The organism is Dactylosporangium sp. NPDC000244, from assembly GCF_040300725.1.
Lineage (GTDB): Bacteria > Actinomycetota > Actinomycetes > Mycobacteriales > Micromonosporaceae > Dactylosporangium.
Genome location: NZ_JBEPEH010000029.1, coordinates 45,354 through 71,283 on the forward strand (window position 1 = coordinate 45,354; position 25,930 = coordinate 71,283).

The following is a 25,930-nucleotide window of genomic DNA, read 5'->3' on the forward strand; positions in this document are numbered from 1 at the left end:
TGCGGCACGGTGAGGACCGCGGCGCGAGAGACCGCGCGGGACGGCCGGTCTCACACTGGCGGGAGTATCGGAGCCTGGCCGCCCTGCGGCACGGTGAGGACCGCGGCGCGAGAGACCGCGCGGGACGGCCGGTCTCACACTGGCGGGAGTATCGGAGCCTGGCCGCCCTGCGGCACGGTCGGGAGTGAGTATTCTTTTCGGCGGCCACAGCCTTCGAGAGGGAGCCAGAGTGAGCGAGACGCTGGAGTTTCAGGCCGAGACGCGACAGCTGCTGCAGTTGATGGTCCATTCGATCTACTCGAACAAGGACATCTTCCTGCGCGAGCTGATCTCGAACGCCTCGGACGCGCTGGACAAACTGCGCCTGGAATCGCTGGTGAACAAGGAGCTGGAGGTCGACACCAGCGACCTGCACATTCAGCTCGAGATCGACAAGGACCAGCGGACGCTGACCGTGCGGGACAACGGCATCGGGATGTCCCACGACGATGTCGTCTCGCTCATCGGCACCATCGCCAAGTCCGGCACCGCGGAACTGCTCAAGCGGCTGCGCGAATCGCCCGAGCAACAGCAGCGGGCGGAGCTCATCGGCCAGTTCGGCGTCGGTTTCTATTCGACGTTCATGGTCGCCGACAAGGTGACGCTCGTGACCCGCAAGGCCGGCGAGAGCCAGGGCACGCGCTGGGAGTCGGCGGGCGAGGGCACCTACGAGATCGAGCCCCTTGAGGACGCGCCCCAGGGCACCAGCGTCACGCTGCACCTCAAGCCCGAGGACAGCGAGGACCAGCTCTTCGACTACACCGCGGAATGGAAGATCCGCGAGATCGTCAAGAAATACTCGGACTTCATCGCATGGCCGATCCGCCTGGCCGGGGCCGAGTCCGACGCGCCGATGAACTCGATGAAGGCGCTCTGGGCCCGCCCGCGCAGCGAGGTGGCGGCCGAGGAGTACAACGAGTTCTACAAGCACGTCAGCCACGACTGGACCGACCCGCTCGAGACCATTCACATGCGGGGCGAGGGCACCTTCGAATACGAGGCGCTGCTCTTCATCCCGGCCCGCGCCCCGTTCGACCTCTTCATGCGCGACGGGCACCGCGGCGTGCAGTTGTACGTCAAGCGGGTGTTCATCATGGACGACTGCGAGGCGCTCACCCCGCGGTACCTCCGATTCGTGAAGGGCGTCGTCGACGCGCACGATCTCTCGCTCAACATCTCCCGCGAGATCCTGCAGCAGGACCGCCAGATCCAGGCCGTCCGGCGCCGCCTCGTGAAAAAGGTCCTCTCCACCCTCAAGGACCTGCCCGCGGAACGGTACGCGACGTTCTGGAACGAGTTCGGCCGCGCGCTCAAGGAAGGCCTGCTCGACGACACCGAGAACCGCGACACCCTGCTGGACCTGCTGCGCCTGCCCTCGACGCACGCGAAGGACGAGCCCACCTCGCTGCGCGAATACGTGGAGCGCATGAAGGAGGGCCAGAGCGACATCTACTACATGACCGGCGAGACCCGCGCGATGGTCGAGAACTCGCCGCATCTCGAGGCGTTTCTCGCCAAGGGGTACGAGGTGCTCATCCTCACCGACCCGGTCGACGAGGTGTGGGTCGAGCAGGTCCCGCAGTACGACGGCAAGCAGCTGCAGTCCGTGGCCAAGGGACAGGTCGACCTCGGCAGCGAGGAGATTCCCGCGGAGCGCAGCGAGGGATTCGCGCCGCTGCTGCAGTGGCTCGGCGAGAAGCTCGAGGCGGACGTCAAGGAGGTGCGCCTTTCCACGCGCCTGACGACGTCGGCGGCGTGCATTGTCGGCGACGAGCACGACATAACGCCGACGCTCGAGAAGATGTACCGCGCGATGGGTCAGGAAATGCCGCACACCAAGCGCATTCTGGAGCTCAATCCCGACCACGCGCTCGTGTCCGGGCTCCGCGACGCGTTCACGGCCGACGCGGCGGCGCCGGCGCTGGGCGAGACCGCGGAGCTGCTCTACGGCATGGCGCTGCTGGCCGAGGGCGGCGAGCTGGCCGATCCGTCGCGCTTCACCCGCCTGCTGGCCGACCGCCTGGCCCGCTCCCTGTAGCGGCGACATCGCGATGAGCCTGCCCACACGGACCGTCGTCCTCGTCCTCGTCGACGAGGGCGGCGCCGTGCTCGGCGAGCTACCGGCGTTCGACGTGCGGATCCCGTTCTGGCCCGAGGTCGAGGAGCTGGTCGACGGGGCGCGGCGGCACGGGGCCGAGATCAGCGTGCTGCGGCTGCTGCACGCCGACCGGTCCCGCCCGCCCGGGGGTGTCGTCACGTACCTCGCGCAGCTCGAACGCGGGACCCCCGAGGTCGAGCCGACGTCGTGGCGCCCGCGGCCGCACGAACGCCGGGCGCCCTTCGCGGAGGTGGGAGGGCCGGCGGCGTCGATCGCCTGGGCGCGGGACGCGCTCGAGGCGGCTGGGTACGGTACACCTGAAGAAATCCGGCAGCGAAAGACCTGGAATCTCTCGGCGCTGTGGCAGCTGGAGACGGCCTGGGGAACGGTCTGGCTCAAGCACCTGCCGCCGTTCCTGCGGACCGAGCACGAGGTGCTGGCGTGGCTCGGCGCGGTCGCGCCCGGGGTCGCGCCGCCGCTGATCGCCGCCGACGGGACCGGCCGCGAGCTGCTCGGGCACCTGCCGGGCGAGGACGGTTTCGGCGCCTCGTTCGCGGCCCGCGTCACCATGGCCGACCTGCTGCACGGCCTGCAGCGGCGGGCGCTCGACGACGTCGAGGCGCTGTCCGAGCGGGGCGTGCGGGACCGCCGCGGATCGCTGCTGTGGGAGCAGATCGAGGCGGTCGTGGAGCCCTGGCTGGCCGAGATCCTCGGGCTCGGCGCGCTGCTGGACGGCCTGTCGGACCGGTTCGCCGCGGTGGAGGCGTGCGGCCTGCCCGAGACCCTCGTGCACGGGGACTTCCACCCGGGCAACGTTCGTTTTGCGGCATCGGTACGGCCGGCCATCCTCGACTGGGGCGACGCGTTCCTCGGCCATCCGGCGTTCGACCTGCTCAGGCTGCGCGATGGGCTGGCTCCCGCGGAGGCGGACGCGCTGGTCGAGCACTGGGCCGGGCTCTGGCGGAAGGTCGCGCCGGGCAGCGACCCGGCCCGGGCGGCCCGCCTGCTGGAGCCGGTGGCGGCGCTCCTCGGCGCCGTCGTCTACGGGACGTTCGTCCAGAACATCGAGCCAAGTGAATGGCCCTACCACGCCGACGACGTCCCCGACTGCCTGCGAAGGGCCGTCGAGCTGGCCTGACGCGTTTTTGTCGTACCCATGCGATACAACTTCTGGCGTCAGGGATCACCCCCAAACGCTGGAGGTAGATGGTCTTGAGCGTCGAAACGCGCTCGACGGCGGTGGTCATACCGCCCGTGCAGCCCCGCAAACTGGCCAAGGTGCCGTTCGTCGAACTCGCCGACGGTCGCCTGCAGGGCGTGGTGTCGAGCGGATCGGACATCGAGCGGGTCTACGTCTCCTCGATCGGCGCCGGCTCCCACGGGCTGAGCTGCAGCACCAACAACAACCGGCCCTGCGGCGGCCTGCGCGGCGACAGCCCGTGCAAGCACCTGGTCGCCCTGCTCGACGAGGCCCAGCTGCAATACGGCCGCGAGCGCGTCGCGCGCTACCTGCGCATAGAGGTCGACGACACCACCCCGCTGGTCCGCGGGCTCAAGGCGCGCCACGAGCCGACCCCGGCCGCGACCGTGTTCAGCGGCTTCCTGCGGCACCTGGCCTATCTGGAGCTGCCCGGCAGCGACGAGCCCATCCCGGAGCTGCACTGGTTCCCGTCCGTCGCCCCGGCCGGGGAGCGCTGATGCTGTCCACACTGTTCGCCGACGCCGGCCCGGACACCGAGATCGCCGCGGCGCTCGAGACCGCCGGCGCGGTCGACGACGGCCTGCTGCACGGCTTCGCCCGCATCGACGAGGACCGGGCCGCGGCGCTGGCCGCGCTGGCTGGGGCGTTCTCCGGCAGCCCGCTGCGCGAGGCGGTCGCCGAGGCCGTCGACAAGATCGCGGCCGGCTCGGTCGCCGACGACCACCTCTTCGCCCTCGCCGCCGCGCGGATCGCGCTCTTCGGCTCGGTCCACGACGCCCTGCTCGCCCGGGCCGACGCGGCGCTGGGGCGCTCGCGGGCCGACTGGCCCGGCGAGCCTCAAGACGAGGATCGACCGGCCGCGGCCGCCACCCACCTGCTCGGCGGCGCCCGGTCCTGGCTGCGCGAGCTCGCGATCACCGGCTGGCGGGGCGTCGACCACGACCTCGTCGCCGCGGCCGGACAGGCGATCGAGGCCGCGCTCGGCGACCCGCAGCTGCGCCGCCTCGCGGTGCTGCTCGACGGGCTCGCGGCGGAGCTGCGGGCCGGCAGCCCGATCGCGACGATGGACCCGGTGCCCGTGCGGCGCTGGGCCGACCTGTGGAGCCGCGCGCTGCTGCTGGCCCGCGAGTCGCGGCGGCCCGCGCCGGCCGAGACGGTGACCGGACGGCTCTACGTCCTCGGCACCGACGTCCACGAGCACCCGACCGCGGTCCAGGTGCAGGTGCACGGCGTGCTGGAGGTCGTCGGCGCACCCACCCGGCTGGTGCGGGCGAGCGTGTCCGCGGCGAAGGTCGACACGATCGTCGGTCCGGCGATCTGGCGCCTGCTGGCCGGCCACCCGATGCTGCTCACCGCGCTCGCCGAGCACCGCGCGCTCGACCTCACCGACATGCCGCTGCTGGTCGGCGGCGACCTGATCTGGCGTGACGCGCAGGCCCGGCCCGGCGACCCGGCCGACCCCTTCACCACCGCCCGGGTGCACCTCGGCGCCGCGCTCGCCCCGGCCACCCCGCCGCTGGAGCGGCACCCGGTCCGCATCGCCGAGCCGGTGCTCGTCGAGGACCTCGCCGCCGTCACCCTCGACACGACCCGGCTGCCGGCCTGCGGGCCGCTGACCCCGGAGGTCGTCTCCGCCGCGACCGCGGCCATCGGGCTGCTGCGCTGGGACGACGGCACCTGGACGGTGCAGCCGCTCGGCGTGCAGGCCACGGTGAAGAAGAAGCAGGTCGGCGTGCACACCGGCGACTGGGCGCTCGGCCCGGCGGACGCGAAGGCGGCCAAGGCGGCCGGCGAGGCGGTCGAGGTGCTGCGCGAGCGGGCCGGAAGGTTGCTGCGCAAATGACGACCGCCGACGAGAACCGGCGCCAGGTCCTCTACTGGCGCATGCTCGGCCGGCTCTTCGAGGCCGACGAGCAGATGTCCCTGGAGTCCGCCAGCGTCGCGATCGTCGACGACATCGGCCTCCCGCCGGCGCTGCTCGACCCGGGCGTCACCGTCGACAACCTCGTCCAGCGCCACCCGGAGCTGGCCGCCGAGTTCGAGGGCCTGATGGCCCCGGCGCCCGGCGGCGACCAGGAGGGCGACGGGGCCGCGGTGCGCCGGGCGGCGCTGGTGTCCAAACTGCTCATCAACGTCTTCAACACCGGGCACGGCAACGTCAGCGCGGGCCAGCTGAGCAACTGGCAGGCCGACGCCGGGTGGTTCGAGAAGGCGCTCGGCATGGACCCGGGCGAGCTGCGCGGGCGGCCCAGCGCCGGCGGCCTCGCGGGCGTGCTCGGCGGCATCGAGGGCGACCTGGTCAAGCGGATGCACCTGCGGGAGGTGCTCGCCAACCCGGCCCTGGCCAAGCAGCTGACCCCGAGCATGTCGCTCATCGAGCAGCTGCTGCGGGACAAGAGCAACCTGTCGGGGGTCGCGCTGGCCAACGCCAAGGCGCTGATCCGCCGGTTCGTCGACGAGGTGGCCGCGGTGCTGCGCACCCAGGTGCAGCAGAGCAGCGTCGGCGAGATCGACCGGTCGGTGCCGCCCAAGCGGGTCTATCGCAACCTCGACATCGAGCGCACGATCTGGAAGAACCTGACGAACTGGAGCCCCGAGGACGAGCGGCTCTATGTCGACAAGCTCTTCTACAAGCAGACCGCCAAGCGCACCACCCCGGCGCGGCTGATCGTGGTCGTCGACCAGTCCGGCTCGATGGTCAACGCGATGGTCAACTGCACCATCCTCGCCTCGATCTTCGCGGGCCTGCCGAAGGTGGACGTGCACCTCATCGCCTACGACACCCGGGCGCTGGACCTCACGCCGTGGGTGCACGACCCGTTCGAGGTGCTGCTGCGCACCAAGCTCGGCGGCGGCAACGACGGGCCGATCGCGATGGCGATGGCCCAGCCGAAGATCAGCGATCCGCGCAACACGGTGATGGTCTGGATCTCGGACTTCTACGAGTTCGACCGGTCCCAGCCGCTGTTCGACATGATCCAGGCGGTGCACCGCTCGGGCGTCAAGTTCATCCCGATCGGCTCCGTGAGCAGCGGCGGCGAGCAGAGCGTCAACCCCTGGTTCCGCCAGCGCTTCAAGGACCTCGGCACCCCCGTGCTGTCCGGGCACGTCCGCAAGCTCATTTCCGAACTCAAGAGCTTCCTGGCCTAGGAGACCCTCATGACTGAAATGCTTCGCGCCCCCGCCGAGGTCAAATACGCCGAGGAGCTCGACTGGCTCGAGTCGATCGACGACGGCCCCAAGCCCTTCTCGTGGCGGCTCAGCCCGCGCATGGTCCGGCTGTTCGTCCTGGGCTCCGAACGCGCCGACGGGCTCGACCGCGAGATCTCCCCGAAGTGGTTCGGCGACCGCAGCTTCGTCGAGCGCAGCATCGTGACCCTGGCCTCCGACCGCGGCCTGCTGCTCATCGGCGACCCGGGCACCGGCAAGAGCTGGCTCGCCGAGCTGCTCGCGGCGGCGATCTCGCGCAACTCGACGCTGGTGGTGCAGGGCACGGCGGGCACGACCGAGGACCACATCAAATACTCCTGGAACGTCTCGATGGTCATCGCCAAGGGGCAGTCGCGGGCCTCGATGATCCCGTCGCCGATCATGACCGCGATGGAGAAGGGCGTCATCGGACGGTTCGAGGAGCTGACCCGCTCGACGAGCGATGTGCAGGACGCGCTGATCTCGATCCTGTCCGAGAAGTACGTCTCGATTCCGGAGCTCGACGACGACAACATCGTCTTCGCCCAGCCCGGCTTCTCCATCATCGCCACCGCCAACAGCCGCGACCGGGGCGTCAACGACCTGTCCTCGGCGCTCAAGCGGCGGTTCAACTTCGTGCGCATCCCGGTGGTGACGAACAAGAAGAGCGAGGCGGAGATCGTGCGCTTCCGCACCACCGAGCTGCTGCGCCGGCACGAGATCGAGCTCGACGTGCCGCCCAACCTGCTCGACATCCTGCTGCAGAGCTTCGCCGATCTGCGGGCCGCGGCCGCCTCGGCGACGAGCGACGACGAGAAGCTCGAGTCGGCGCTGTCGACCGCCGAGCAGATCGGCGTGCTGGAGGACGCGATCCTGCACAGCACGTTCTTCGGCGACCGCAGCCTGCGGGCCGAGACGCTGGCCGGGTCGCTGGTCGGCTCGCTGGCCCGGCGCAGCCCCGAGGACCTGGCGATCCTGAACAAGTACTGGCACGGGGTCGTCGAGCCGCGCAGCAAGGAGGACGGCGGGGAGTGGCCGGCGTTCCTCGAGGGCGGCCGTCAGGCGATCGCCACCCTGTCATGATCTTCGACGACCTGCGGACGCAGTTGGTCGGCGCCGCCACGGCGCTGGCCGACCGCGGCGCGGTGCCCGAGATTCTGGCCGGGATCGTCGACGACGTCGACCGGGCGCTGCGCGAGGAGCTGGAGATCTTCCCGGTCTGCCATCACTCACCGGCGTCCGGGCTGGCGATGGTCCGGCGGCTGCGCGAGAAGCAGCCCAAGGTCATCTACCTGGAGCTGTGCGAGGACCTGGGCCCGCTGCTGAGCGAGCTGCGCAACTGCCGGCTGCCGGTGGCGCTGCAGGCGTTCGCGTCGCAGCTGGACGGGTTCCCGCAGGATTGGGGGCCGCTGAGCATCGTCGCGCCGATCACCGAGGCGTCGGCGGAGTATCAGGCGATCGCCTACGCGCTGGAGACGCCCGGCGTCGAGCTGGTGCTCGTCGACCGCTCCACCGACCACGTCTTCCAGTGGCAGCCGCGCGAGGAGCACGACACGCCGCCGGCCGAGGGCGGCGAGGAGTCCGAGGACACCGACCTGCACGGCGACGCGGTCGGCATCGAGATCGGCGACCTGCGGCCGCGCTTCGCCGAGCTGGAGCAGCACCTGCTGCACCACGGCAAGGTGCGGCACTGGTCGGAGTGGTGGGACCAATACGTCGAGCAGCCGCTGGCCGGGGCCGACTACGCCACCTACCGGCAGGTCATGGTACTCATCGGCAGCCTGTTCCGGCGGCTCTCCCCGCCGGACCCGGGGCGGGTCAAGGTCGACGAGGACCGGGAGCGGTACATGTGGACGCGCATGCGCGAGCACCTGGCGCGCACCGGCGTCGACCGGGCCGACTGCCTGTACGTCTGCGGCGCCTTCCACGCGGCCAGCCGGGTCGAGGAGTTCGGCACCGCCGAGGGCGTGCCCGACTTCGACATCAGCCCGCGCACGGCCACGAAGTGGCTCTACGGGCTGATCCCGTCGAGCCATTCGGCGATCGAGGCGCAGTTCGGCCTCGCGTCGGGCTCGGTCTCCGTCGCCGCGGCCACCTGGCAGAAGTCGATCACGCGGGCCCGGCTCACGCCGTTTCAGCTCGAGGGCCAGAAGGGCAGCCGCAAGCGCAAGGCGGTCGCGGCCGGCACCGCGGCGGCCGACGAGCCGGTGGCCGACCGGCTCACCGGGTTCCTCGCCAGCCCGCCGACGCTCGACGCGCTCGACGAGGAGGAGCTGCTCGGCTGGTGCGTCGACATCGTGCGGCTCGCTCGGCGCAACGGCTACCTGTCCAGCACCGCCGACGCGATCGCCGTGTTCGAGACGTCGATCCTGCTGGCGGGCATGCGCAACCGGGCGCGGCCGACGCCGTACGACTTCCAGGACGCCGCGATCACGTGCATCGAGAAGGACGTGGTGCCCGGGCGGCGCGACGTGCGGCGGCTCTGCGAGATCCTGCTCGGCGGCGACCGGGTCGGGCAGGTCGGCTACGAGGCGCTGCCGCCGCTGGCCCAGGACGTCTACGACCGGCTCGCCCCGATCGGGCTGGACCTGACCCGCTCGACGGTCCAGCGGGCACTGCTCGACCTGGCCGGGCGGCCCGAGCTCGGGCCCGCGTCGCATCTGTTGTGGATGCTGCGGTATCTCCTCCCGGAGGGTGCCGTGCGGCCGATCATGGGCACCCGGCGCCTCGGCGAGAAGTCGATCCAGGAGAGCTGGGACCTCGCGATCGGCAAGCACCAGCGGTACATCATCGAGCTGGGCTACGAGGGCGTGACCGTCGAGCAGGTGGTCGAGCAGCGGCTGCGCCGGTCGGTGTGGGCGCCCGACGCCACGGCGGCGGTGGCGCTGCGGGCCGTCGAGGACTCGATCCTGTTCCTCGGCAGCCGCCGCTTCACCGACGAGCTCGGCGCCCGGGCGGTGGAGCTGCTCGCCGCCGAGCGCACCGTGGACGAGGCCCCGGAGGTGCTCAAGCGCATCCGGCGGCTGCTGGCCCACTACCGCTCGACCGAGCCGGCGCTGCCGGCCTGGGCGGAGTCGTTCGTCACCGCGGGCTACGCGCACTACTGCACCCTCCTGCCGACCGCGTTCGTCGACGACGAGACCGGGGTCCGGCAGGTCGCGGCGATGCTCGGGTTCCTGTTCACCATGGAGAGCCTGGCCCTGGCGCTCGGGTGCGACCGGGCGCAGCTGGAGATCGCCGTGCGGCAGTCGCACCCGGAGAGCCCGGCGAAGGTGGCGCTGCTGTGGTCGGCCCACCACCAGCTGGGCCTGCTGCCGCTGGCCGACCTGCGGGCGCGCGTGGCCGAGCTGCTGGCCAACCCGCTGGTGGTGCCGTCGGTGCCGCAATACCTGAGCGGCTTCATCCAGGCGCTGGACCCGGCGCCGAAGCTGACGCCGTTCGTGGTCGAGTTCATGTCGAACGCGTTCGCGAAGCTGCCCGACCCGGTGCTGCTGCCGTGGCTGCCGACGCTCATCACCACGCTGCGCGACCAGGCGGGCGAGCTGGTGCCGGTGCTCATCCGCGAGGCGGGGCGGACGTTCCCGGCCGGTCTCGCGGCGGTGGACGCGTTCGTGCCGCCGTGGCGGGCCGTGCGGGGCCCGGCCCCGGTGGCGGCCGCGGTCCCCGCGACCGGGCCGGTCGCGGGGTTCCTGGCCGCGCACCCGGCCACGGCGGACGCGCTGGCCTCGGCCCTCGGGCTACCGGTTACCTGGCAGCCCGTCGCGGCGGCGGCCGCCGGTGGCGACGGGCCGCTGGCGCTGCTGTCCGAGCATCCCGCGACGGCCGACGCGTTGGCCGCTCTGCTCGCCGCTCCGGTCTAGGCCGTACCGGGGCGGCGCGCCGGGCCCTCGATGACCGCACGGTCGTCGGGGGCCCGGCCCCTTGCCGGGTGCACCTAGCGTGAAGACATGGACGCGTCCGTGATCGTCGCCGGAGGCGTGTGCGTCGCGCTGGCGTTCACGCTGATGGTCGTCGCGGTCGTCGTCTCACGGCGGCGGGAGCGGCAGCGGCGCGAGCTGCTCGAGGTCTGGGCCGTGCGCAACCGCTGGCAGTATGTGCCGCGGCCGCCGGCGGACTGGTGGCGCCGGCTGCCGGGGCGCAACCCGCGCGGCGTCTCGCTGGCGCTCAGCGGCACGGTCGGGGGACGGCCGGTCTCGGTGGGCGAGTACTCGTACACCACGACGAGCACGACCTCGGGCGCCGACGGGACGACGTCGACCAGCAGCCAGACGCATCACTTCGTGGTCTGGGTGGTACGCGTGCGGGGATCGTGGCCGGCGGTCTCGGTGCACCGGCGCGGGGCGATGTCCCGGTTCGGGCGGTCGCTGTTCGGGGACCGTTCGACGGCGCTCGGCTACGAGCCGTTCGACAGCGCGTTCCGGATCTCGGCGGACCGGCCCGAGATGGTGCGGGACCTGTTCGGCCGGGACCTGGTCGCCGAGCAACTGTCGGGGTGGCTGCCGGACTGGAGCCTGTCCGGCGACGAGCTCATGGTCGTGCAGAGCGGGCGGCTGGGCGAACCGGACGGGATACCCGCCCGGTTCGGGCCGCTCGTGCGCGTCGCCGATCTCATCGAGGCGCCGCGGTAGTTCGTCTTACAGCTGCCGCAGGAACTCGGCCAGCGTGGTCGTGGGCCGGCCGATGAGCCGGCTGAGCTCGCCGGTCACCACGTCGAGCGCGCCCTTCGCGATGGCCGCGTCCGAGTGCGCGAGCACGTTGGCGAACGCGCTCGGCAAGCCGAAGCCCTCGAGCGCCTTGGCGTACTCGGCGACGGGCAGGTCGTGGTACGCGACGGGCTTGCCGAAGCGCTGCGCGACCGCCTCGGCGTATTCGCTCATCGTGAACGCCTGGTCGCCGCCGAGCTCGTAGATCTTGTTCTCGTGACCGTCGGTGCGCGCGACCACGGCGGCCGCCGCGGCGTAGTCGGCCCTGGTCGCGGCGGCGATGCGGCCGTTGCCCGCGGAGCCGAGGACCACGCCGTGCTCGACGGTGCCGGCCAGGTTGCCGGTGTAGTTCTCGTAGTACCAGTTGTTGCGCAGGAACGTGTACGGGATGCCGGTGGCCTCGAGGAGCGCCTCCGTCGTCTTGTGCTCGGGCGCGATCGGGATCGGGCTGGTGTCGGCGAGCGTGATGCTCGTGTAGACGATCCGCCCGACCTTCGCCTCGACGGCCGCCTCGATGATGGCGCGGTGCTGGGGCTCGCGCCGGCCGACCTCGCTCGCGGAGATGAAGACGAGCGTGTCGGTGCCGGCGAACGCGCTCGCCAGGGTCTCCGGGCGGTCGTAGTCGCCGAGGCGGGCCTCGACACCCTCGATCGCCTCCGGGCGGCGGGCGACGGCCCGGACGTCGTACCCCTTCAGCTCGCTCAGGATCAGCTGTCCCAGGTGCCCGGTCGCGCCGGTTACGGTGATGGTCATTTCCAAATCGTAGGCACTAACTTTTAGAAAGTGCAACCCGCTCGGTTATCGTAGTGACATGTCCCTCGACCCCTTGGTGTTCGACGTCTTCGCGCGCAACTGCACGTCGCGACCCGTCATGGAGACCGTCGCCGGCCGCTGGGGAATCCTGACCCTCGCCGCGCTGCACGAGGGCACCCACCGCTTCAACGAGCTGCGCCGGCGGGTCGACGGGGTGAGCGAGAAGATGCTGTCGCAGACCCTGCACGCGCTGGTGCGCGACGGGCTGGTGGTGCGGGAGGTGCACAGCGCGATCCCGCCCCGGGTCGAGTACAGCCTGACCGACTCCGGGACGAGGATCGCCGCCAAGCTCACCGAGCTCATCGAGTTGGTCGAGGCCGAGATGCCGCGGATCAGCCTCGCCCAGGAGCGCTACGACGCCGGTGAAGATCCGGCTTAGGACTAGGCGCGCATCACCGTCGCGATGGGGATTCGGGCCGCTCGCAGGGCCGGGATCGAGCCGCCCAGGATGCCGGCGATCAGGCCCGCGATCACGCCCGCCACCCCGGCCTGCCAGGGGAAGGAGACGTCCCGCAGCTGAGGGATCCGGTCGCCCAGGACCTGCGTGGCCACGCTGACGCCCGCCGCGGCCGTGCCGATCGCCGCGCCCGCCGTCAGCAACCCGGTCAGGAGCGTCTCGGCCAGGACGATGCCGGCCAGGAGGATGCGCGGCGTGCCGACCGCTCGGCGCAGCGCGAACTCCTCCACCCGCTCGCCCACCGTCGCCAGGCCCACGTTCAGGATGCCGGCCACGCCGATCAGCAGCACCAGGCCCGCCATGCCCAGGAAGATGGCGTTGAGGATGGCCAGCTCCTGCTCGAAGTCCTTGCGGGCGTTGCGCTCGCTGACGCTGAGGGACTCGCGGGGCACGCCGGCGGCGATCAGCTTGCGGGTCAGCAGCGCCTCCAGCTCGCCGTTGCCGGGCGCGAAGCTCACCTCCAGCCCCGGGCCCGACACCATCATCGCGGCCTTGGAGTCCGCGGCGGCGGGCGAGGCGGCGGCGGACGTGGCGGCGGGCAGCCAGTTGTCGATCTCGTCGGCCCGCGCGTACGCGGTCGGCTGGGGGCTGCCGTCGTCGATCACGCCGATGATGCGCGGGGTCGGGTTGGCGGTGGCGCCGTCGAGGCGCATCTCCGCCGGGATCGTGTACTTCGCGAAGCCGACCGCGGCCGCCTTGTTGATCACGAGGCGGGGCGAGTAGGAGGGCTCGCCCGAGAAGTCGAGGAACGTCCCCGTCACCGGGCGGAAGGGGCGGAACTGGCGGACGTCGTTGACCAGCGCGAAGAGCTGCACCTCGATCGCGGCGCCCTTCGGCAGGGGGGCCGAGGCGTTCACGGGGACCGGGCGGCAGTTGCCCGCCTCGTCGCACTGCATCTCGAACCTGGTCTCCGGGCCGTACACCTCGCCGCCGCCCATCTGGTCCAGGTGCTCGAACGGCATCGCGCCCGGGTTGATCGGGCGGACCCGGGGCTCGCCGATGATGGCCTGCAGGCCGTAGCTCGCCGCGGCGCCGGGGCGGCCCGCGATCGTCTCCTTGGTGACCCTCGTGGCGTCGCCGAACGGCTGGACGTACATGACCCGGGTGCCGTCCCGGCCCTGCTGCAGCTCCACGTCGGCGAGCTGCAGGGTGCGCACGGTCTCCGCCCCCGCCTGCACCGTGACGACCGCGAGCACCCCGAGGAAGAGCGAGATCATCGACAGGAACGTGCGCATCTTGCGCGCCCGGATGCCCTGGAACCCGATGATGAGCGCGGACCGGAACCGCCCCGAGAGCCGCATCATGCGACGGCCCCGAGCACGCCGTCGGACAGGCGCAGGACCCGCTGCATCTTCGCCGCGTGGGCCTGGTCGTGGGTGACCAGGATCAGCCCGCAGCCGCGGTCGGTGGCCGCGCGCATCACCTCGATCACGAGGTTGCCGGTCTCGGTGTCCAGCGCGCCCGTGGGCTCGTCGGCCAGGAGCAGCCGCGGCCGGCGGACCAGTGCCCGCGCGATCGCGACCCGCTGCTGCTCGCCGCCGGAGAGGCGCGCGGGCCGGTTCTTGGCCAGGTGCGCGATCCCGACCAGCTCGAGCGCCTCCATGGTGCGGGCGCGCCGCTTGCGCCGCGGCAGCCAGCCCTGGCCGTTCACCAGCGCCATGGCCACGTTCTGCGCCGCGGTGAGGTGCTTGAGCAGGAAGAAGCGCTGGAACACGAAGCCGAACTCGGCGCTGCGCAGCGCGGCCGCCCGGCGCTCGGAGATGCGGGCCAGGTCGCGGCCGCCCATCAGGTAGCTGCCCGAGTCGGGCCGGTCGAAGAGCCCGATGAGGCTCAGCAGCGTGCTCTTGCCCGAGCCCGAGCGCCCGAGGATCGCCACGCTCTCGCCCTCGTCCACGGTGAGATCGACCCCGTCGAGGATGGTGCGCGGCTGCGACTGGCCCTTGAGCGTCTTGGTGATGCCGGAGAGCTCGATGATCACTTCCCGGCCCCCTGGCCGCCGCTCTTGGCGTCGGGGATGCTCGGGCCGGGAATCGCGACGGTCTCGTCCTCGGTGATCCCGGTCTTGATCTCGATGACCTTGCCGTCCGTGAGCCCGAGCGTCACCTCGCGGATCTCGCGCGACTGGTCGGCCTTGACCACCTCGACCTTGCCCTTGCCCTGCGACCCGGCGACCGCCTCCACCGGCAGCACCAGCACGCCGGACGCCTTCGCGGTGACGATCTCCACGGTGGCGGCCGCGCCGTTGATGAGCTTCGCGTCGGCCGGGCCGGTGCACACCAGCCGCATCCCGGTCGCCTCCGACGGCTCCTGCGTCTGCCCCTGGGTGGGCTGGACGACGGGGGCCGCGCTCGGGTTCGTGTTGGCCGCGGGCGCCTTGGGCTCGGGGATCGTCCCGCCCGGCAGCGCGGCGAGCGTGCCGAGCACGGTGCACGGGAACGGGCCGGGACCGCTCTTGATCTGCGCGGTGACGGACTGCAGCGAGTCCGTCACCTGGTAGGCCTGGGCGCCGTCGATGTCGGCGACGATCCCGTAGCCGGCCTGGCGCGCCGAGACGATCGGCATGCCCGCCGTCACCTTGACCCGGTCGTCGACGAGCCGTCCGGCGAACACCGCGCCGGCCGGGACCTCGACCGCGGTCGCCTTCCCGCCGGCCCAGATGTTGGCCACCTTGGTCGGCTTGGTGGGCGTGCCGGTCGACGCCTTCACGTCGAGGAACCGCACCTCGCCGTCGATCGGCGCGACGAGCCCGAAGGTCGGGTTGAGCGCGACCTTCCCCCCGAGGCTCACCTTGTTCGTGAGGTCCTGGCGGGTGGGCTTCGCGGTGGTCACCGCGGTGCCGCGATCGGCCAGGCCCGGGGGCGGCGACACGCTCGCCCCGGACGCGGTGCACCCGGCCAACAGGCCGACCACCGCTAGTACAGGTAGAAACCCTCGCATCCGGCAACCCCCGGCTCATCGAAGTAGGGCACAGGCTAACCGCCATTGGTATGACGCCGTTGCCCCATTCGGGGGATGCACGGAAACCGGCCCCATCCCCCAAATCGGGGGATGGGGCCGGGGAGCGGGGATCAGACCTTGTAGGTGAAGGTCGCGCCCGGCGCGGCGGCGCTGGTGCCACCCGGCGTCGTCACCTGCACGGTCGTCGCGCCGGCCGCGTGCGGCGGCAGGACGATGCGCAGCTGGGTGTCGGAGACCTTGGTGAAGCCGACCGTGGCGCCGTTGACGGTCACCTTGGTCGCGCCGCCGAGGTTGGCGCCGGTGAGCGTGACGGCGGTCGAGACCTTGGTGCCGCCCGAGTTCGGCAGGAGCGAGGCGACCGACGGCGCGGCCGGGGCCACGTAGGTGAACGGCAGGGCCGTCGCCTCGTAGCTGCCGCCCGCGTTGGTGAGCTTCAGGGTGACCTTGCCGGCCGCGTGGATCGGCATCGTCACCTTGATCTGGGCGTCCGAGACCTTGGTGAAGGCGAGGTTCACCCCGCCCGCGGTGACGGACTTGAGCGAGCCGAAGCCGGTGCCGGTGATCGTGACGGGCGTGGTCGCGTAGGTCGGGCCGGTGCTGGTGCTCAGCGCGGCCACGGTCGGGGCCGGCGGGGCGACCAGCGTGAGCCGGGCGGCCGGGACGACCGTGCTGACGCCGTAGGGCGTGGTGACGGTGACGTCGTAGCCGCCCGCCGCGAGCCCGGCCGGGACCGGGAACGTCAGCGTGGTCGGCGCGGTGACCTTGAAGCCGGCGACCGCGGCGGTGCCGAGCTTGACCCCGGTGGCCTCGGAGAGGTCCGTGCCGGTGACGGTGATGACGTCGCCGCCCACGGTCGAGGCCGAGGTCGCCGAGAGCTTGGTGACGGCCGGGGCCGGCGGGAGGTACGTGTACTTCGCCAGGGCGTTGAGCGCGCTGGTGCCGGTCGGGTTGGTCACGGTCACGGTCACGCTGCCCTTGGCGTGCGCCGGGGTGGTCGCGACGAGCGTGGTGATGCCGTTCGCCTCGGCCTTGGTGAAGGCCGCGTCGACGCCGCCGAACTTCACCGCGGTCGCGGCCGCGAGGTTGGCGCCGCTGACGACGACCTTGGTGCCGCCGGCGACCGGGCCGCGGACCACGGACAGCGAGGTGACCGCCGGGGCCGGGACGACCGCCTTCTCCGGGGAGCGCAGGCCGCTGACGGTGTACGCCGCCTGCACGTCGGTGGTGACGAACGACCACGAGAGGTGTGCGTCGCCACTCGCGCCCCAGCTGGTGCCCCACTGGTTGCGGATCCACACGCCGTCGGCGTCGTACGCGTACGCCGTGATCATGTGCCCGCCGAGGCTGGTGCCGGTGAGCGTGTTGTAGAGGGAGTTGCCCCGGAGGTACATGAAGTCCTTGAAGACCGGCATGCCGATCGCGACCGGCGAGCCCGCGGCGATGGCCGTCTTGATCGCGGTCTTGGCCTTGTCGCCCTGCTTGTCACCAACCCACAGTGCGTTCCAGCCGGAGAGCTTGTAGTTGGCCGCGTTGGCGATCTCGGCCGCGGTCGGGGCCGTCTGGTAGCCGTAGACGCCCTGGACGTAGTCGTCCTGGGTGTCGACGCCGTACGTGGCCGCCTCCTGGAGGGCCTTGTCGGGGTTGAGGCCGGCGTTGGGGGCGCCGCCCTTGGTGACCGAGCGCATGTAGAGGTACAGCGGGGCGTAGGGGGCGCCCGTGCCGCCGTCGCGGTTGGCGTAGTACCCCATGATCGAGTGGGCGATCGTCCACGCGACGCACGAGGAGATCTGGCCCTGGTCGCCGACGGGGGGAAGGTTGGCGACGAGGGAGGCGCTGTCCGGCAGCGCGTCCTGCGCGCGGAAGGCGGGGACGCTTGCGTTGACCCGGGTCGTGGGCGCCGCGAAGCCGCCGACGGTATGGGGCAGCGCGGTCGTGTCGGCCAGCGCGGGCGACGCGGCGGCGAAGAGCGAGCCGCCCGCCGCCAGCGCGAGGCCCAGGGCCGAGGTGAGAAGGCGCATCCGTGCTCCTAACGGGGGATCGTGACCGCGATACGCCGTAGATCGGCGCGTGCGCGGCCGCCCTTCGTTCGAGGAGGGATGCATCAGGGTGCAGAAGAGTTTTGCTCGGGTCCGCGTGACTGGCTGACCGTCGCTCCCGCCAGAAATCCCGACGTCCGTGGTGCGAAAACGGCCGGCTCCGACAGAGCCGGCCGTCCTCAAACCACGTTCACGGTGCCCAGGGCGCGTCGATCGACCACGTGGTGTCCTCGACGAACAGCCCCGCCCCGTCGTACGGGCTCGGCCCGCCCGGCGTGGCCAGCCACAGCTCCGCGTTGTAGTGCCGCAGGTACTGCCCCGGGAAGTTCCAGGCCGTCAGCCGGACGCCCCCGTTGCCCTGCTGCGCGCAGAACGTCGCGTCGGCCTTGAACAGCGCCGAGTTGTCGTTGGCGTCCTTGCGCACCCGGAACGCCTGGTGCCGCAGGTACTGCCCCGGGTAGTTGCGCGACTCGAACGAGTAGCACGACGAGTCCGCGAGGCCGGGCACCACGCGCCAGGTCGCGTCCTGCTTGAGCAGCGCCGTGCTGTTGGCGTCGACCACGTCGGTGTAGCCGAGGCTGTCGCGGTGCCGTACGTACCGGTTCGTGCAGCAGGCCGTCGTCGCGCGCAGTGACTTGTAGACGCCCGTCTGCAGCGTGGCCGAGCCGACGGGGCTGGACGAGGCGTTGATGAGCGCCTGGTTGCTGGCCCGCAGCCGGGCCGCGTCCACCTTCACCACCTGCCGGTCGTAGGTGAGCAGGCCGTTGCTCTCGTTCTCCACGTCGGTGATCTCGGTGTAGACGGAGGCGGAGAGCCCCTGCGGCATGCCGCCGGTGCGGATCTGCTCGTAGAGCCCGTTGAGCCGGTCGTTGAGCCGGGCCGCGCTGGGCTGGTCCTCGTAGGAGAAGCCGTTGCCGGGCGACCACTCGTGGCCCGAGACCCGCAGGCCCAGGCCGCCGAACTCGCCGAGGACCGCGGCACGGGTGCCGGACGGGCGGGTCGCGCCCGGGCCGACGTAGATGTGGTTGTCGAGCACGTCACCGTTGCCGCCGTCGACCGAGCCGCAGCAGTTGATGCCGCTCATGTTGTCGACCAGGCGCGACGGGTCGTAGGCCTTGACGTCGTTGGCGATGCGAGCCTGGTCGTACTGCCCCCACCCCTCGTTCTCGTCGACCCACATGACCAGCGAGGGGGAGCTGCGGTGCTGGTCGATGATGCGGTGGTACTCGGCCTCCCACTGGGTGCGCGCCGCCGTGTCCGGGTTCTTGCCGGTCGGCATGGCGGGCATGTCCTGCCACACGAGCAGGCCGAGCTGGTCGGCGGCGTAGAACCAGCGCTGCGGCTCCACCTTGATGTGCTTGCGGACCATGTTGAAGCCCAGGTCCTTGTGCGCCTGCAGGTCCGAGCGCAGCGCGGCGTCGGTCGGGGCGGTGTAGATGCCGTCCGGCCAGTAGCCCTGGTCGAGGGTGCCGCTCTGGAAGACGAACTGGCCGTTGAGCAGGATGCGCAGCTTGCCGTTGACGTTCCCGATCGAGATCGAGCGCATGCCCGCGTAGCTGCCGACCGAGTCGACGACCGTCGCGCCGCTCTTGAGCTCGACCTTCACGTCGTACAGGAACGGGTCGTTCGGGGTCCACCGGTGCGCGTTCGGGACCGGGACGCTGAACGCCGCGCCGGCGCTGCCGTTCGCGGTGCCGACCGTCGTGCCGCCCGACGACACGGTGGCGGTCACCGTCTGCCCGGACAGGCCCGCGCCGAGCGCGGTCACCGAGAGCGTATTGTTGCTCAGGTTCGGCACCAGGTCGACCCGGGTGATGCGGGCCGTCGGCGTGGGCTCCAGCCACACGGTCTGCCAGATGCCCGAGGCGCCGGTGTAGAAGATGCCGCCGCCCGCGTGCGGCAGGACGTCGTTGCGCCGCTGCTTGCCGACGGCCTGGCTGCCCGCGTCGGTGGGGTCGTACACCCCGACGACGATCGTGTTCGTCCCGCCGTTGAGCAGCGGGGTGATGTCGTAGGTGAAGGCGTCGTAGCCGCCGCTGTGCACCGCGCCCGCCTGGGTGCCGTTGACCCAGACCGTGGTCTGGAAGTCCACGGCGCCGAAGTTGAGCTGGACCCGCTGGCCGGACCAGCCCGCGGGGACGGTGAAGGTGCGGCGGTACCACATCCGGTCGTTCTCGGTGATCTTGCGCTGGATGCCGGACAGTGCCGACTCGACCGGGAACGGGACCCGGATCTGCTCGCCGAACGTGCCCGGCGGGGTCGTCTGCCCGCTGCCGGTGACGGCGAAGTCCCAGATGCCGTTCAGGTTCTGCCAGTTCGCCCGGGTCATCTGCGGCCGCGGGTAGTCGGGCAGCGGGTTGGTCGTCGACACCGAGTTGGTCCACGGCGTCGTCATGGGCGGGGTCTTGGGGGTCCAGGCGCTGGCCGGCTGCGCGGACGCGACCAGCAGGCCCGCGGTGGCGACGAGCGGGGCGAGCGCGAGCGCGACCCGTCTGGAGAGCTTCATGGGAACACTCCTCGAGGCAACGGTGGCGGCCGTAGCCGGTCCGTGAGGGCTCTCATAGACCCTCACGGACCAACACATCCACTCATATTCCAACGAGAAGTGTCAACATACAGTTGCACGTACTACTGGACGAGCGTGAATTTCTCCCACGGTCCGATGGCCGTCCGATTGGCGATCAGCGGCTGCGCGCCCGCGTTCTCGGCGGTGACGTACTTGGCGTTGGCCTGGGCCAGCAGGCTCACCGTCCCGTCGGCGTTGCGCACCAGCGTGAACGTCTCCCAGCTGCCCACGCTCGCGCGGTTGGCCAGCAACGGCTCGGCCCCGCTGTTCTCCGCGCACACGTAGAGCCCGGTCGAGCGGGCCTTCAGCGCCACCTTGCCGCCGCCCAGGTCGACCAGGTCGAACAGCTGTGGGGTGGCGGCGTTGGCGATGAGGGGCTTTGTGGTGTTCTGTGCGGATACGTAGAGGTTGTTGGCCACCGACTTGAAGGCGGTACCGGAGCTGCCGAACGTGAACGCGTCGAGATCGAACAGGTATCCGGCGCCGCCCTTGAACACGAGGTACAGCGTCGTCGCGGTGCTCGGCGCGCCCGAGATCGCCGCGGTCACGTTGGCGAACGTCTCCCAGCCGCCCGTCGGGGCCACCGTGGCCGTGCCGAGCAGCGTGCCCGTCGCCGAGCCGGCCCGCACCTCGATGGTCCCGCCGGCGCCGGCCGACGACACGCGCGCGGTGAACTGGGTGACGCCCGCCAGCAGGTAGGGCTGGAATGAGACCCAGTCGCCGTTTTCGATGAATCCGGCCGTCGCGCCGCCCTCGGCCGCGGCGTGGCTCGCGAGCTGCACCCCCGACTGGGCGCCGAAGTGCTCGCCCTGGCGGTGCCGCGGCTGCAGCGTCGCGACGCCGTGCCCGGTCAGGCCGCCCTTGTCGGTGTAGGAGGCGTCGAAGACCCCGTAGACGTTGGCCGCCGCGTCGTGCTCGCCGTCCACCGGCACCGCGATCGAGCCGGTGCAGCCGGTCCCCGAGGTGATCTGGTGGGAGTGGCTGTCGTGGCCGAGGAGGTAGGTCACCGTCACCTTCGAGCAGTCGATCGCGCCGTCCTCGGGGTCGGTCACCGTCACCGAGAACGGCACCGTGTCACCGAAGGCGAACAGCTGCCCGTTGCCCGGCAGGTTCAGCTTCACGGTCGGGGCGGTGTTGCCCACCGTGACGACGGTGCTCGCGGTGCCGGTCAGGCCCTGCGGGTCCCGCACCGTGAGCGTCGGCGTCTTCGTGCCGTTCGTGGTGTACGTGAAGGTCGGGTTGGCCGCCGTGGAGTCCGTCGTGCCGTTGCCGTCGAAGTCCCACGCGTAGGTGAGCGCCCCGCCCTCGGGGTCGGACGAGCCGGCCGAGGAGAAGGCCACCGTGAGCGGGCTCGGCCCGGAGGTCCGGTCCACGGTGATCTTCGCGATCGGGGCGCGGTTGGCGCCGCCGACGTACTCGACGCGGTACAGCGCCTGGTTGCCCGACCCGGTGCCGTAGTCGAGCACGTAGAGCGCGCCGTCCGGGCCGAACGCCATGTCCATGACCTGCGTGCCGGCCCACGGGAAGGTGGAGATCTCGCCGGGCGAGCCGTCCGCGCCGACCTTCACCGGCTTGATCCATTTGCGGCCGTACTCCCCGGCGAAGAACATCCCGTCGAGGCTCGGCGGGAACTTGACGGCGGAGTTGAGCCCGGCGTTGTAGCGGTAGACGGGGCCGCCCATCGGCGACTCCGACCCGCTCGTGCCGAACTCGGGCGGGGTGCCGGCGTCGCCGCCGTACCGGATCCAGCTGGGCTTGGCCGCGGGGAGGGTGGCCAGGCCCGTGTTGCGGAAGGAGTTGTTGGTGGCGCCGCCGCAGTTGTACTTCGGGCCCGTCACGTTCGCCGCGAAGTCCCACTCGTTGTAGGTCTCCGCGGTGGTGTTGGTGCCGGTGCAGTAGGGCCAGCCGTAGAAGCCGGGTCCGGTGACGCGGTCGAACTCGACCTGCCCGCCGGGGCCCCGGTTCGGGTCGCTCGTGCCCGCGTCGGGTCCGTAGTCGCCGAGGTAGACGACCCCGGTCGGCTTGTCCACGCTCATCCGGAACGGGTTGCGGAAGCCCATCGCGTAGATCTCGGGCCGGGTCCTGGCGGTGCCCGGCGCGAACATGTTGCCGGACGGGATCGCGTAGGTCCCGTCGGCGTTCGGGTGGATGCGCAGCAGCTTGCCGCGCAGGTCGTTCGAGTTGGCGGAGGAGCGCTGGGCGTCGTACTGCGGGTTGCGGTTGGTCCGCTCGTCGATGGGGGCGTAGGAGCCGGACTCGAACGGGTTGGTGTCGTCGCCGGTGGTGAGGTAGAGGTTCCCCTGCGCGTCGAAGTCGATGTCCCCGCCGACGTGGCAGCACAGGCCGCGGTCGTTGTCGACGGTGAGCACGACCTTCTCGCTCGCGAGGTCCAGCGTGTTGTCGGCCCTGAGCGTGAACCGGGACAGGTTCAGGTGGCCCTTCCACGCGTTGAAGTCGGCGGCGGTACCGGTGGCGGGCGCGTCGCCGGAGGGGGTCGACAGGGCCGGGGAGTAGTACAGCCAGATCCACCGGTTCGAGGCGAAGCCCGGGTCCGCGGCGACGCCCTGCAGGCCCTCCTCGTCGTGGGTGTAGACGGTGAGCTTGCCGGCGACCTTGGTGTTGCCCGCGGCGTCGGTGACGCGGACCGTGCCGTCGCGGGCGGTGTGGACGACCGAGCGGTCGGGCAGCACCGCCAGGGACATCGCCTCGCCGAGCTCGGCGGCGCCGAGGGCGAGCTGGACGTGCTGGTAGTCGGAGGCGGGGATGGGGATCGCGGCGGCGGCCGGGGCATCGGCCACGGCGGCCACCACGGATCCGCCGAGGGCGAGCGACGCCGCGGTGAGCAGCCGCCGCCAGTGGCGCGGGGATGGTGCCATGTGCGGGGGTGTCCTTCCTGAGCTGTGGGATTCAGCCAGGCAAGACGCGCGCCGACCGCGCTTGCGCACTTGTGAGCCGCTGACGGGGGCGCCGACCCTTTGCGTCACACGGGTTCGTTATGGGTGCTAACTAACCATCGATCGAGCTCGCTGGCAATGCTCAATTTCGATGCACCTTCTGAAAAAAGAACCTCGCGGGTTTGTCGTTATGAAACCGTGACAGTCACCAGGATTGGTCACGTGTGGTAGCGATCACAGTGGACTTCTGTCCGATTTGATGGCGTAGGCCGCGCGCCGTTCCGCGGAAACGCGCCCGTAACCGACTACGGAGCGTACGAATTTATGGATTTCTGGGTTACCCGCCGGTAACGAGCGCCCTTGTACCCGCGCGAGGTACCCGGCAACATCGTCCGCACGCCCCGACCCCGGCCCCTGGACCCCCGCCCGGCAGCGTCCAGAGACCGGCCCCGAAAGGCGCGATGCGTGCGCCCGCACAGCAGGAGCGCCGCACCACCAGCACCCCGCGACAAGAGGAGCCCTACGTGTCCGTAGCTCAGGGCAGCGCGGCGACGGGCCGCACGCGATGGAAGCGGTTCGCGACCGTCGTCGTGCCGGCCAGCTTCATCGCCGGCGCCATCGTGGTCGGCCAGGCGACCGGCGCCATCGCCGCGTCGTTCAACGTGTCCGGCAGTCAGTTCAAGGTCTCCGCCGACCGGCTCGAGGGGACCGGCTTCGTGCAGTACGGCGGCATGGCCACGGAGAAGGGCGGCAACCCGTCGAACCCGGCCGACCCGAAGAACCACCCGGTCGCCGTCTCCGGCATCGCGAAGGCCAAGCTCTACAACCTCTGCCAGTCGGTGAAGGTGCCCGGCCTCCCGGTGACCATGGTCATCCACGCGGGCAAGGACGCCAACAACCCGGCCGAGGCCACCGACCTGCTGATCGACCTGACGTCGCTGAAGGGTGACGCCACGTTCGACAACATCCAGATCGGCATCGACGCCTCCGACCTCACCAAGGGCGGCGCGAACGCCAAGGGCCTCCAGGGCGGCTTCGCCCAGCAGGCCGACGGCGTCGTCATCACCAACCTCAAGCAGGTCGCCTGGTCGACCACCGCCGGCACGTTCAAGCTGACCGGCCTCGACCTCGGCATCTCGACGGGCGCCAACGCCGAAGAGTGCTTCTAGCAGCTCCACCAGGGCCCGCGGGGTGATGCCCCGCGGGCTCCCTGTTTGTTTTGGAGGACCGAGTGACCCCCTCGCACGCTTCGGCCGGCTGGCGTGCCCAGCGGCCGTTCTGGGGCGGGCTGTTCCTGTTGCTGTCGGGCGTGGAGCTCTTCGTCAGCGGAAACCTCAAGCTGGCGTTGGAGGTCCACTTCGGACCGACCGGCTTCCTGTCGTACGTGATCCCGCTGATCATGCTCCTCTGCGGGGCGCTGACCTGGTTCAGCCCGCAGCAGCGCCTGTTCTACGGGATCCTGGGCACGGTCACGGCGCTGTACTCGCTGATCGGCCTCAACCTGGGCGGCTTCTTCCTCGGCACCGTGCTGGGCCTGGTCGGCGGCGGCCTGGCGGTCGCCTGGGGCCCGTCGGCCGCGCCCGCGGCCGAGCCGGCAACGGCGATCGAGCCGGCACCCCCGGTCGAGTCGCCCTACGAGGACGCACCCCTCGAGGACATCCTGGCCGAGCAGCCGGACGACACCTATGCCCGGCCGCCGTCCGGCGTGCTGCGCGACGAGATCCCGACCGCCCGATTCAGCCCCCTGCACGACCGGTACGAAGGGGGCGGTGCGGGCAGCGCCGATGAGCAGCTCCCCCCATCGGACGGCCCAGGTGACCTGCCCAAGCGGCGTTACCTGGGCCCGCTCCTGATGGCCGTGGCGGTCGCGGTGGCCCTCGTGGGCACGGTCAACCGGGGCGGCTCCGCGTTCGCCGCCCCGGCCGCCTGCCCGTCGTCGTCGGCCTCGGCCGAGACGAAGCCCTCCTCCACCGGCTCCCAGTCGGCCGCCCCCGCACCCTCCGCCAGCCCGACCCCTTCGCCCACGCCGACGGAGGAGAAGAAGGGCCTGCTGGGCTGGCTGGGCGACCTGTTCACCGGCGGCGACAAGAAGGAGGAGGAGCAGGCGACCGCGGAGGCCTCGCAGGCGCCCGAGGCCAGCGTGCCGCCTCCGCCCGCGGCCACCACCAAGGCGCCCGCCAAGCCTTCGACGTCGACCCAGCCGTGCGCCTCGGCGAGCGCGTCCCCGACGCCGAACAACAAGAAGGCCCAGCTGGCCGCCGGTCAGCCCTTCGTCGCCGCCCAGCCCTCGATCCTGAAGGCGGACGTGATGACGATGGACTCGCTGACCTACGACGGCGTGGTCGACCTTCCGCGCAGGGACGGCAGCACGGTGACGGTGCTCGCCTTCAGCATGAAGAACTCGGTTTCGACGCCGTTCGAGCTCGACACCCCGGGCGGCCCGAAGAAGCTGATCACGACGAGCTCGAAGCTGACGGTCGAGGGCGACGTGAAGTTCTACACCACGAGGTTCACCGCCAACGTGCTGGGACTGCTCCCGATGACCTTCACCCCGTCCTCCCCTCCGCCGCCGATCCCGCTGCCCGGCTTCTACACGGCCTGCGACATCGAGCTCGTGTTCGTCCGGTCCAACGTGCTGACGGCGCCGGCGCTGAGCATCGCCAACGCGAACTGACCCACCGCACGCGAAGAGCCCGGCCCCCTCGGCGCCGGGCTCTTCCGCGTCCGGGACGGCTCACCGGGTGGGCCGGAGGGCGGCCCGGGTCGCCGGGCGGAGCAGGACCACCGCGAGGGCGAGCAGCACCAGGCCCTGCACCCCCTGCTCGATGCGGAACCACAGCGGGAACGGGCTGCCGGGCAGCAGGGCGAGGGCGGCGATGCCCAGGGAGCCGGCGATCGACACCCACAGCGGGCGGCGCCAGGGATCCCCGCGGGGCGGGAGTATCCGTCCGGGCCCAGGACCGGGTGGGGCCGGCC

19 protein-coding genes are annotated in these 25,930 nt (G+C 71.4%); 11 read left to right on the plus strand and 8 right to left on the minus strand.

The genetic code is table 11. The features are described from left to right. The first annotated feature begins 229 nt into the window (after nt 1-229). The 8 genes from htpG to ABT369_RS35950 all read left to right on the plus strand — a co-directional run bounded on the left by htpG (nt 230) and on the right by ABT369_RS35950 (nt 11,155). The gene (htpG, locus tag ABT369_RS35915; protein ID WP_350618910.1) at nt 230-2,077 is read left to right on the plus strand and encodes a molecular chaperone HtpG; all 1,848 of its coding nucleotides are present in this window, start codon (nt 230-232) and stop codon (nt 2,075-2,077) included. Nucleotides 2,078-2,090: 13 nt separating this feature from the next. Beyond that, on the plus strand, nt 2,091-3,275 hold the full coding sequence (locus tag ABT369_RS35920; protein WP_350618912.1) for an aminoglycoside phosphotransferase family protein: 1,185 nt from the start codon (nt 2,091-2,093) through the stop codon (nt 3,273-3,275). Nucleotides 3,276-3,343: 68 nt separating this feature from the next. Further along, a complete protein-coding gene (locus ABT369_RS35925) occupies nt 3,344-3,835 on the plus strand; it encodes a hypothetical protein (RefSeq protein ID WP_350618914.1) in 492 nt (163 codons plus the stop codon). Then, complete coding sequence (locus ABT369_RS35930) at nt 3,835-5,181, plus strand: hypothetical protein (protein ID WP_350618916.1); 1,347 nt, start codon at nt 3,835-3,837, stop codon at nt 5,179-5,181. The genes ABT369_RS35925 and ABT369_RS35930 overlap by 1 nt, the downstream gene beginning before the upstream one ends. Then, nucleotides 5,178-6,488 (plus strand): vWA domain-containing protein, encoded by a 1,311-nt coding sequence (locus ABT369_RS35935; RefSeq protein ID WP_350618918.1) that lies wholly within the window; start codon nt 5,178-5,180, stop codon nt 6,486-6,488. Before ABT369_RS35930 ends, ABT369_RS35935 begins: the two co-directional genes overlap by 4 nt. A 9-nt stretch (nt 6,489-6,497) precedes the next feature. Continuing rightward, a complete protein-coding gene (locus tag ABT369_RS35940) occupies nt 6,498-7,610 on the plus strand; it encodes an ATP-binding protein (protein WP_350618920.1) in 1,113 nt (370 codons plus the stop codon). Continuing rightward, nucleotides 7,607-10,387, plus strand: a complete 2,781-nt coding sequence (locus tag ABT369_RS35945; RefSeq protein ID WP_350618922.1) for a DUF5682 family protein — start codon at nt 7,607-7,609, stop codon at nt 10,385-10,387. Before ABT369_RS35940 ends, ABT369_RS35945 begins: the two co-directional genes overlap by 4 nt. 87 nt (nt 10,388-10,474) lie before the next feature. Continuing rightward, nucleotides 10,475-11,155: a hypothetical protein gene (locus ABT369_RS35950; RefSeq protein WP_350618924.1), complete on the plus strand. Its 681-nt coding sequence runs from the start codon at nt 10,475-10,477 to the stop codon at nt 11,153-11,155. Between the two features lie 6 nt (nt 11,156-11,161). Here ABT369_RS35950 and ABT369_RS35955 read toward each other — a convergent pair whose 3' ends face one another. Further along, nucleotides 11,162-11,983, minus strand: coding sequence for an SDR family oxidoreductase (locus tag ABT369_RS35955; protein ID WP_350618926.1), 822 nt, complete (start codon nt 11,981-11,983; stop codon nt 11,162-11,164). A gap of 58 nt (nt 11,984-12,041) precedes the next feature. Between ABT369_RS35955 and ABT369_RS35960 the strand changes: the two genes are divergently transcribed. Continuing rightward, nucleotides 12,042-12,422 (plus strand): winged helix-turn-helix transcriptional regulator, encoded by a 381-nt coding sequence (locus ABT369_RS35960; RefSeq protein ID WP_350618928.1) that lies wholly within the window; start codon nt 12,042-12,044, stop codon nt 12,420-12,422. Between the two features lie 2 nt (nt 12,423-12,424). On the opposite strand, the gene ABT369_RS35965 is transcribed toward ABT369_RS35960, so the two are convergent. The 6 genes from ABT369_RS35965 to ABT369_RS35990 form a co-directional block, all read right to left on the minus strand. Next, nucleotides 12,425-13,804: an ABC transporter permease gene (locus tag ABT369_RS35965; RefSeq protein WP_350618930.1), complete on the minus strand. Its 1,380-nt coding sequence runs from the start codon at nt 13,802-13,804 to the stop codon at nt 12,425-12,427. Beyond that, nucleotides 13,801-14,478: an ABC transporter ATP-binding protein gene (locus tag ABT369_RS35970; RefSeq protein WP_350618932.1), complete on the minus strand. Its 678-nt coding sequence runs from the start codon at nt 14,476-14,478 to the stop codon at nt 13,801-13,803. The genes ABT369_RS35965 and ABT369_RS35970 overlap by 4 nt, the downstream gene beginning before the upstream one ends. Next, a complete protein-coding gene (locus ABT369_RS35975) occupies nt 14,475-15,410 on the minus strand; it encodes an efflux RND transporter periplasmic adaptor subunit (protein WP_350618934.1) in 936 nt (311 codons plus the stop codon). The genes ABT369_RS35970 and ABT369_RS35975 overlap by 4 nt, the downstream gene beginning before the upstream one ends. Before the next feature lie 158 nt (nt 15,411-15,568). After that, nucleotides 15,569-17,476: an IPT/TIG domain-containing protein gene (locus ABT369_RS35980; RefSeq protein ID WP_350618936.1), complete on the minus strand. Its 1,908-nt coding sequence runs from the start codon at nt 17,474-17,476 to the stop codon at nt 15,569-15,571. A 208-nt stretch (nt 17,477-17,684) separates the two neighbouring features. Then, entirely contained in the window at nt 17,685-20,000 is a 2,316-nt protein-coding gene (locus ABT369_RS35985) for an AbfB domain-containing protein (protein WP_350618938.1), read from the minus strand. A 122-nt stretch (nt 20,001-20,122) separates the two neighbouring features. Then, complete coding sequence (locus tag ABT369_RS35990) at nt 20,123-22,936, minus strand: PQQ-dependent sugar dehydrogenase (protein WP_350618940.1); 2,814 nt, start codon at nt 22,934-22,936, stop codon at nt 20,123-20,125. A 542-nt stretch (nt 22,937-23,478) separates the two neighbouring features. Here ABT369_RS35990 and ABT369_RS35995 point away from each other — a divergent pair. Together ABT369_RS35995 and ABT369_RS36000 are read left to right on the plus strand one after the other, a co-directional pair. Continuing rightward, a complete protein-coding gene (locus ABT369_RS35995; RefSeq protein ID WP_350618942.1) occupies nt 23,479-24,123 on the plus strand; it encodes a DUF6230 family protein in 645 nt (214 codons plus the stop codon). Nucleotides 24,124-24,185: 62 nt separating this feature from the next. Continuing rightward, nucleotides 24,186-25,628 (plus strand): DUF6114 domain-containing protein, encoded by a 1,443-nt coding sequence (locus tag ABT369_RS36000; protein ID WP_350618944.1) that lies wholly within the window; start codon nt 24,186-24,188, stop codon nt 25,626-25,628. Between the two features lie 60 nt (nt 25,629-25,688). Here the strand turns inward: ABT369_RS36000 and ABT369_RS36005 are convergent, their stop codons facing one another. Continuing rightward, nucleotides 25,689-25,856 carry a hypothetical protein gene (locus ABT369_RS36005; RefSeq protein WP_350618946.1) on the minus strand — a complete coding sequence of 56 codons (168 nt, stop codon included), beginning with the start codon at nt 25,854-25,856 and terminating at the stop codon, nt 25,689-25,691. Nucleotides 25,857-25,930 lie beyond the last annotated feature (74 nt).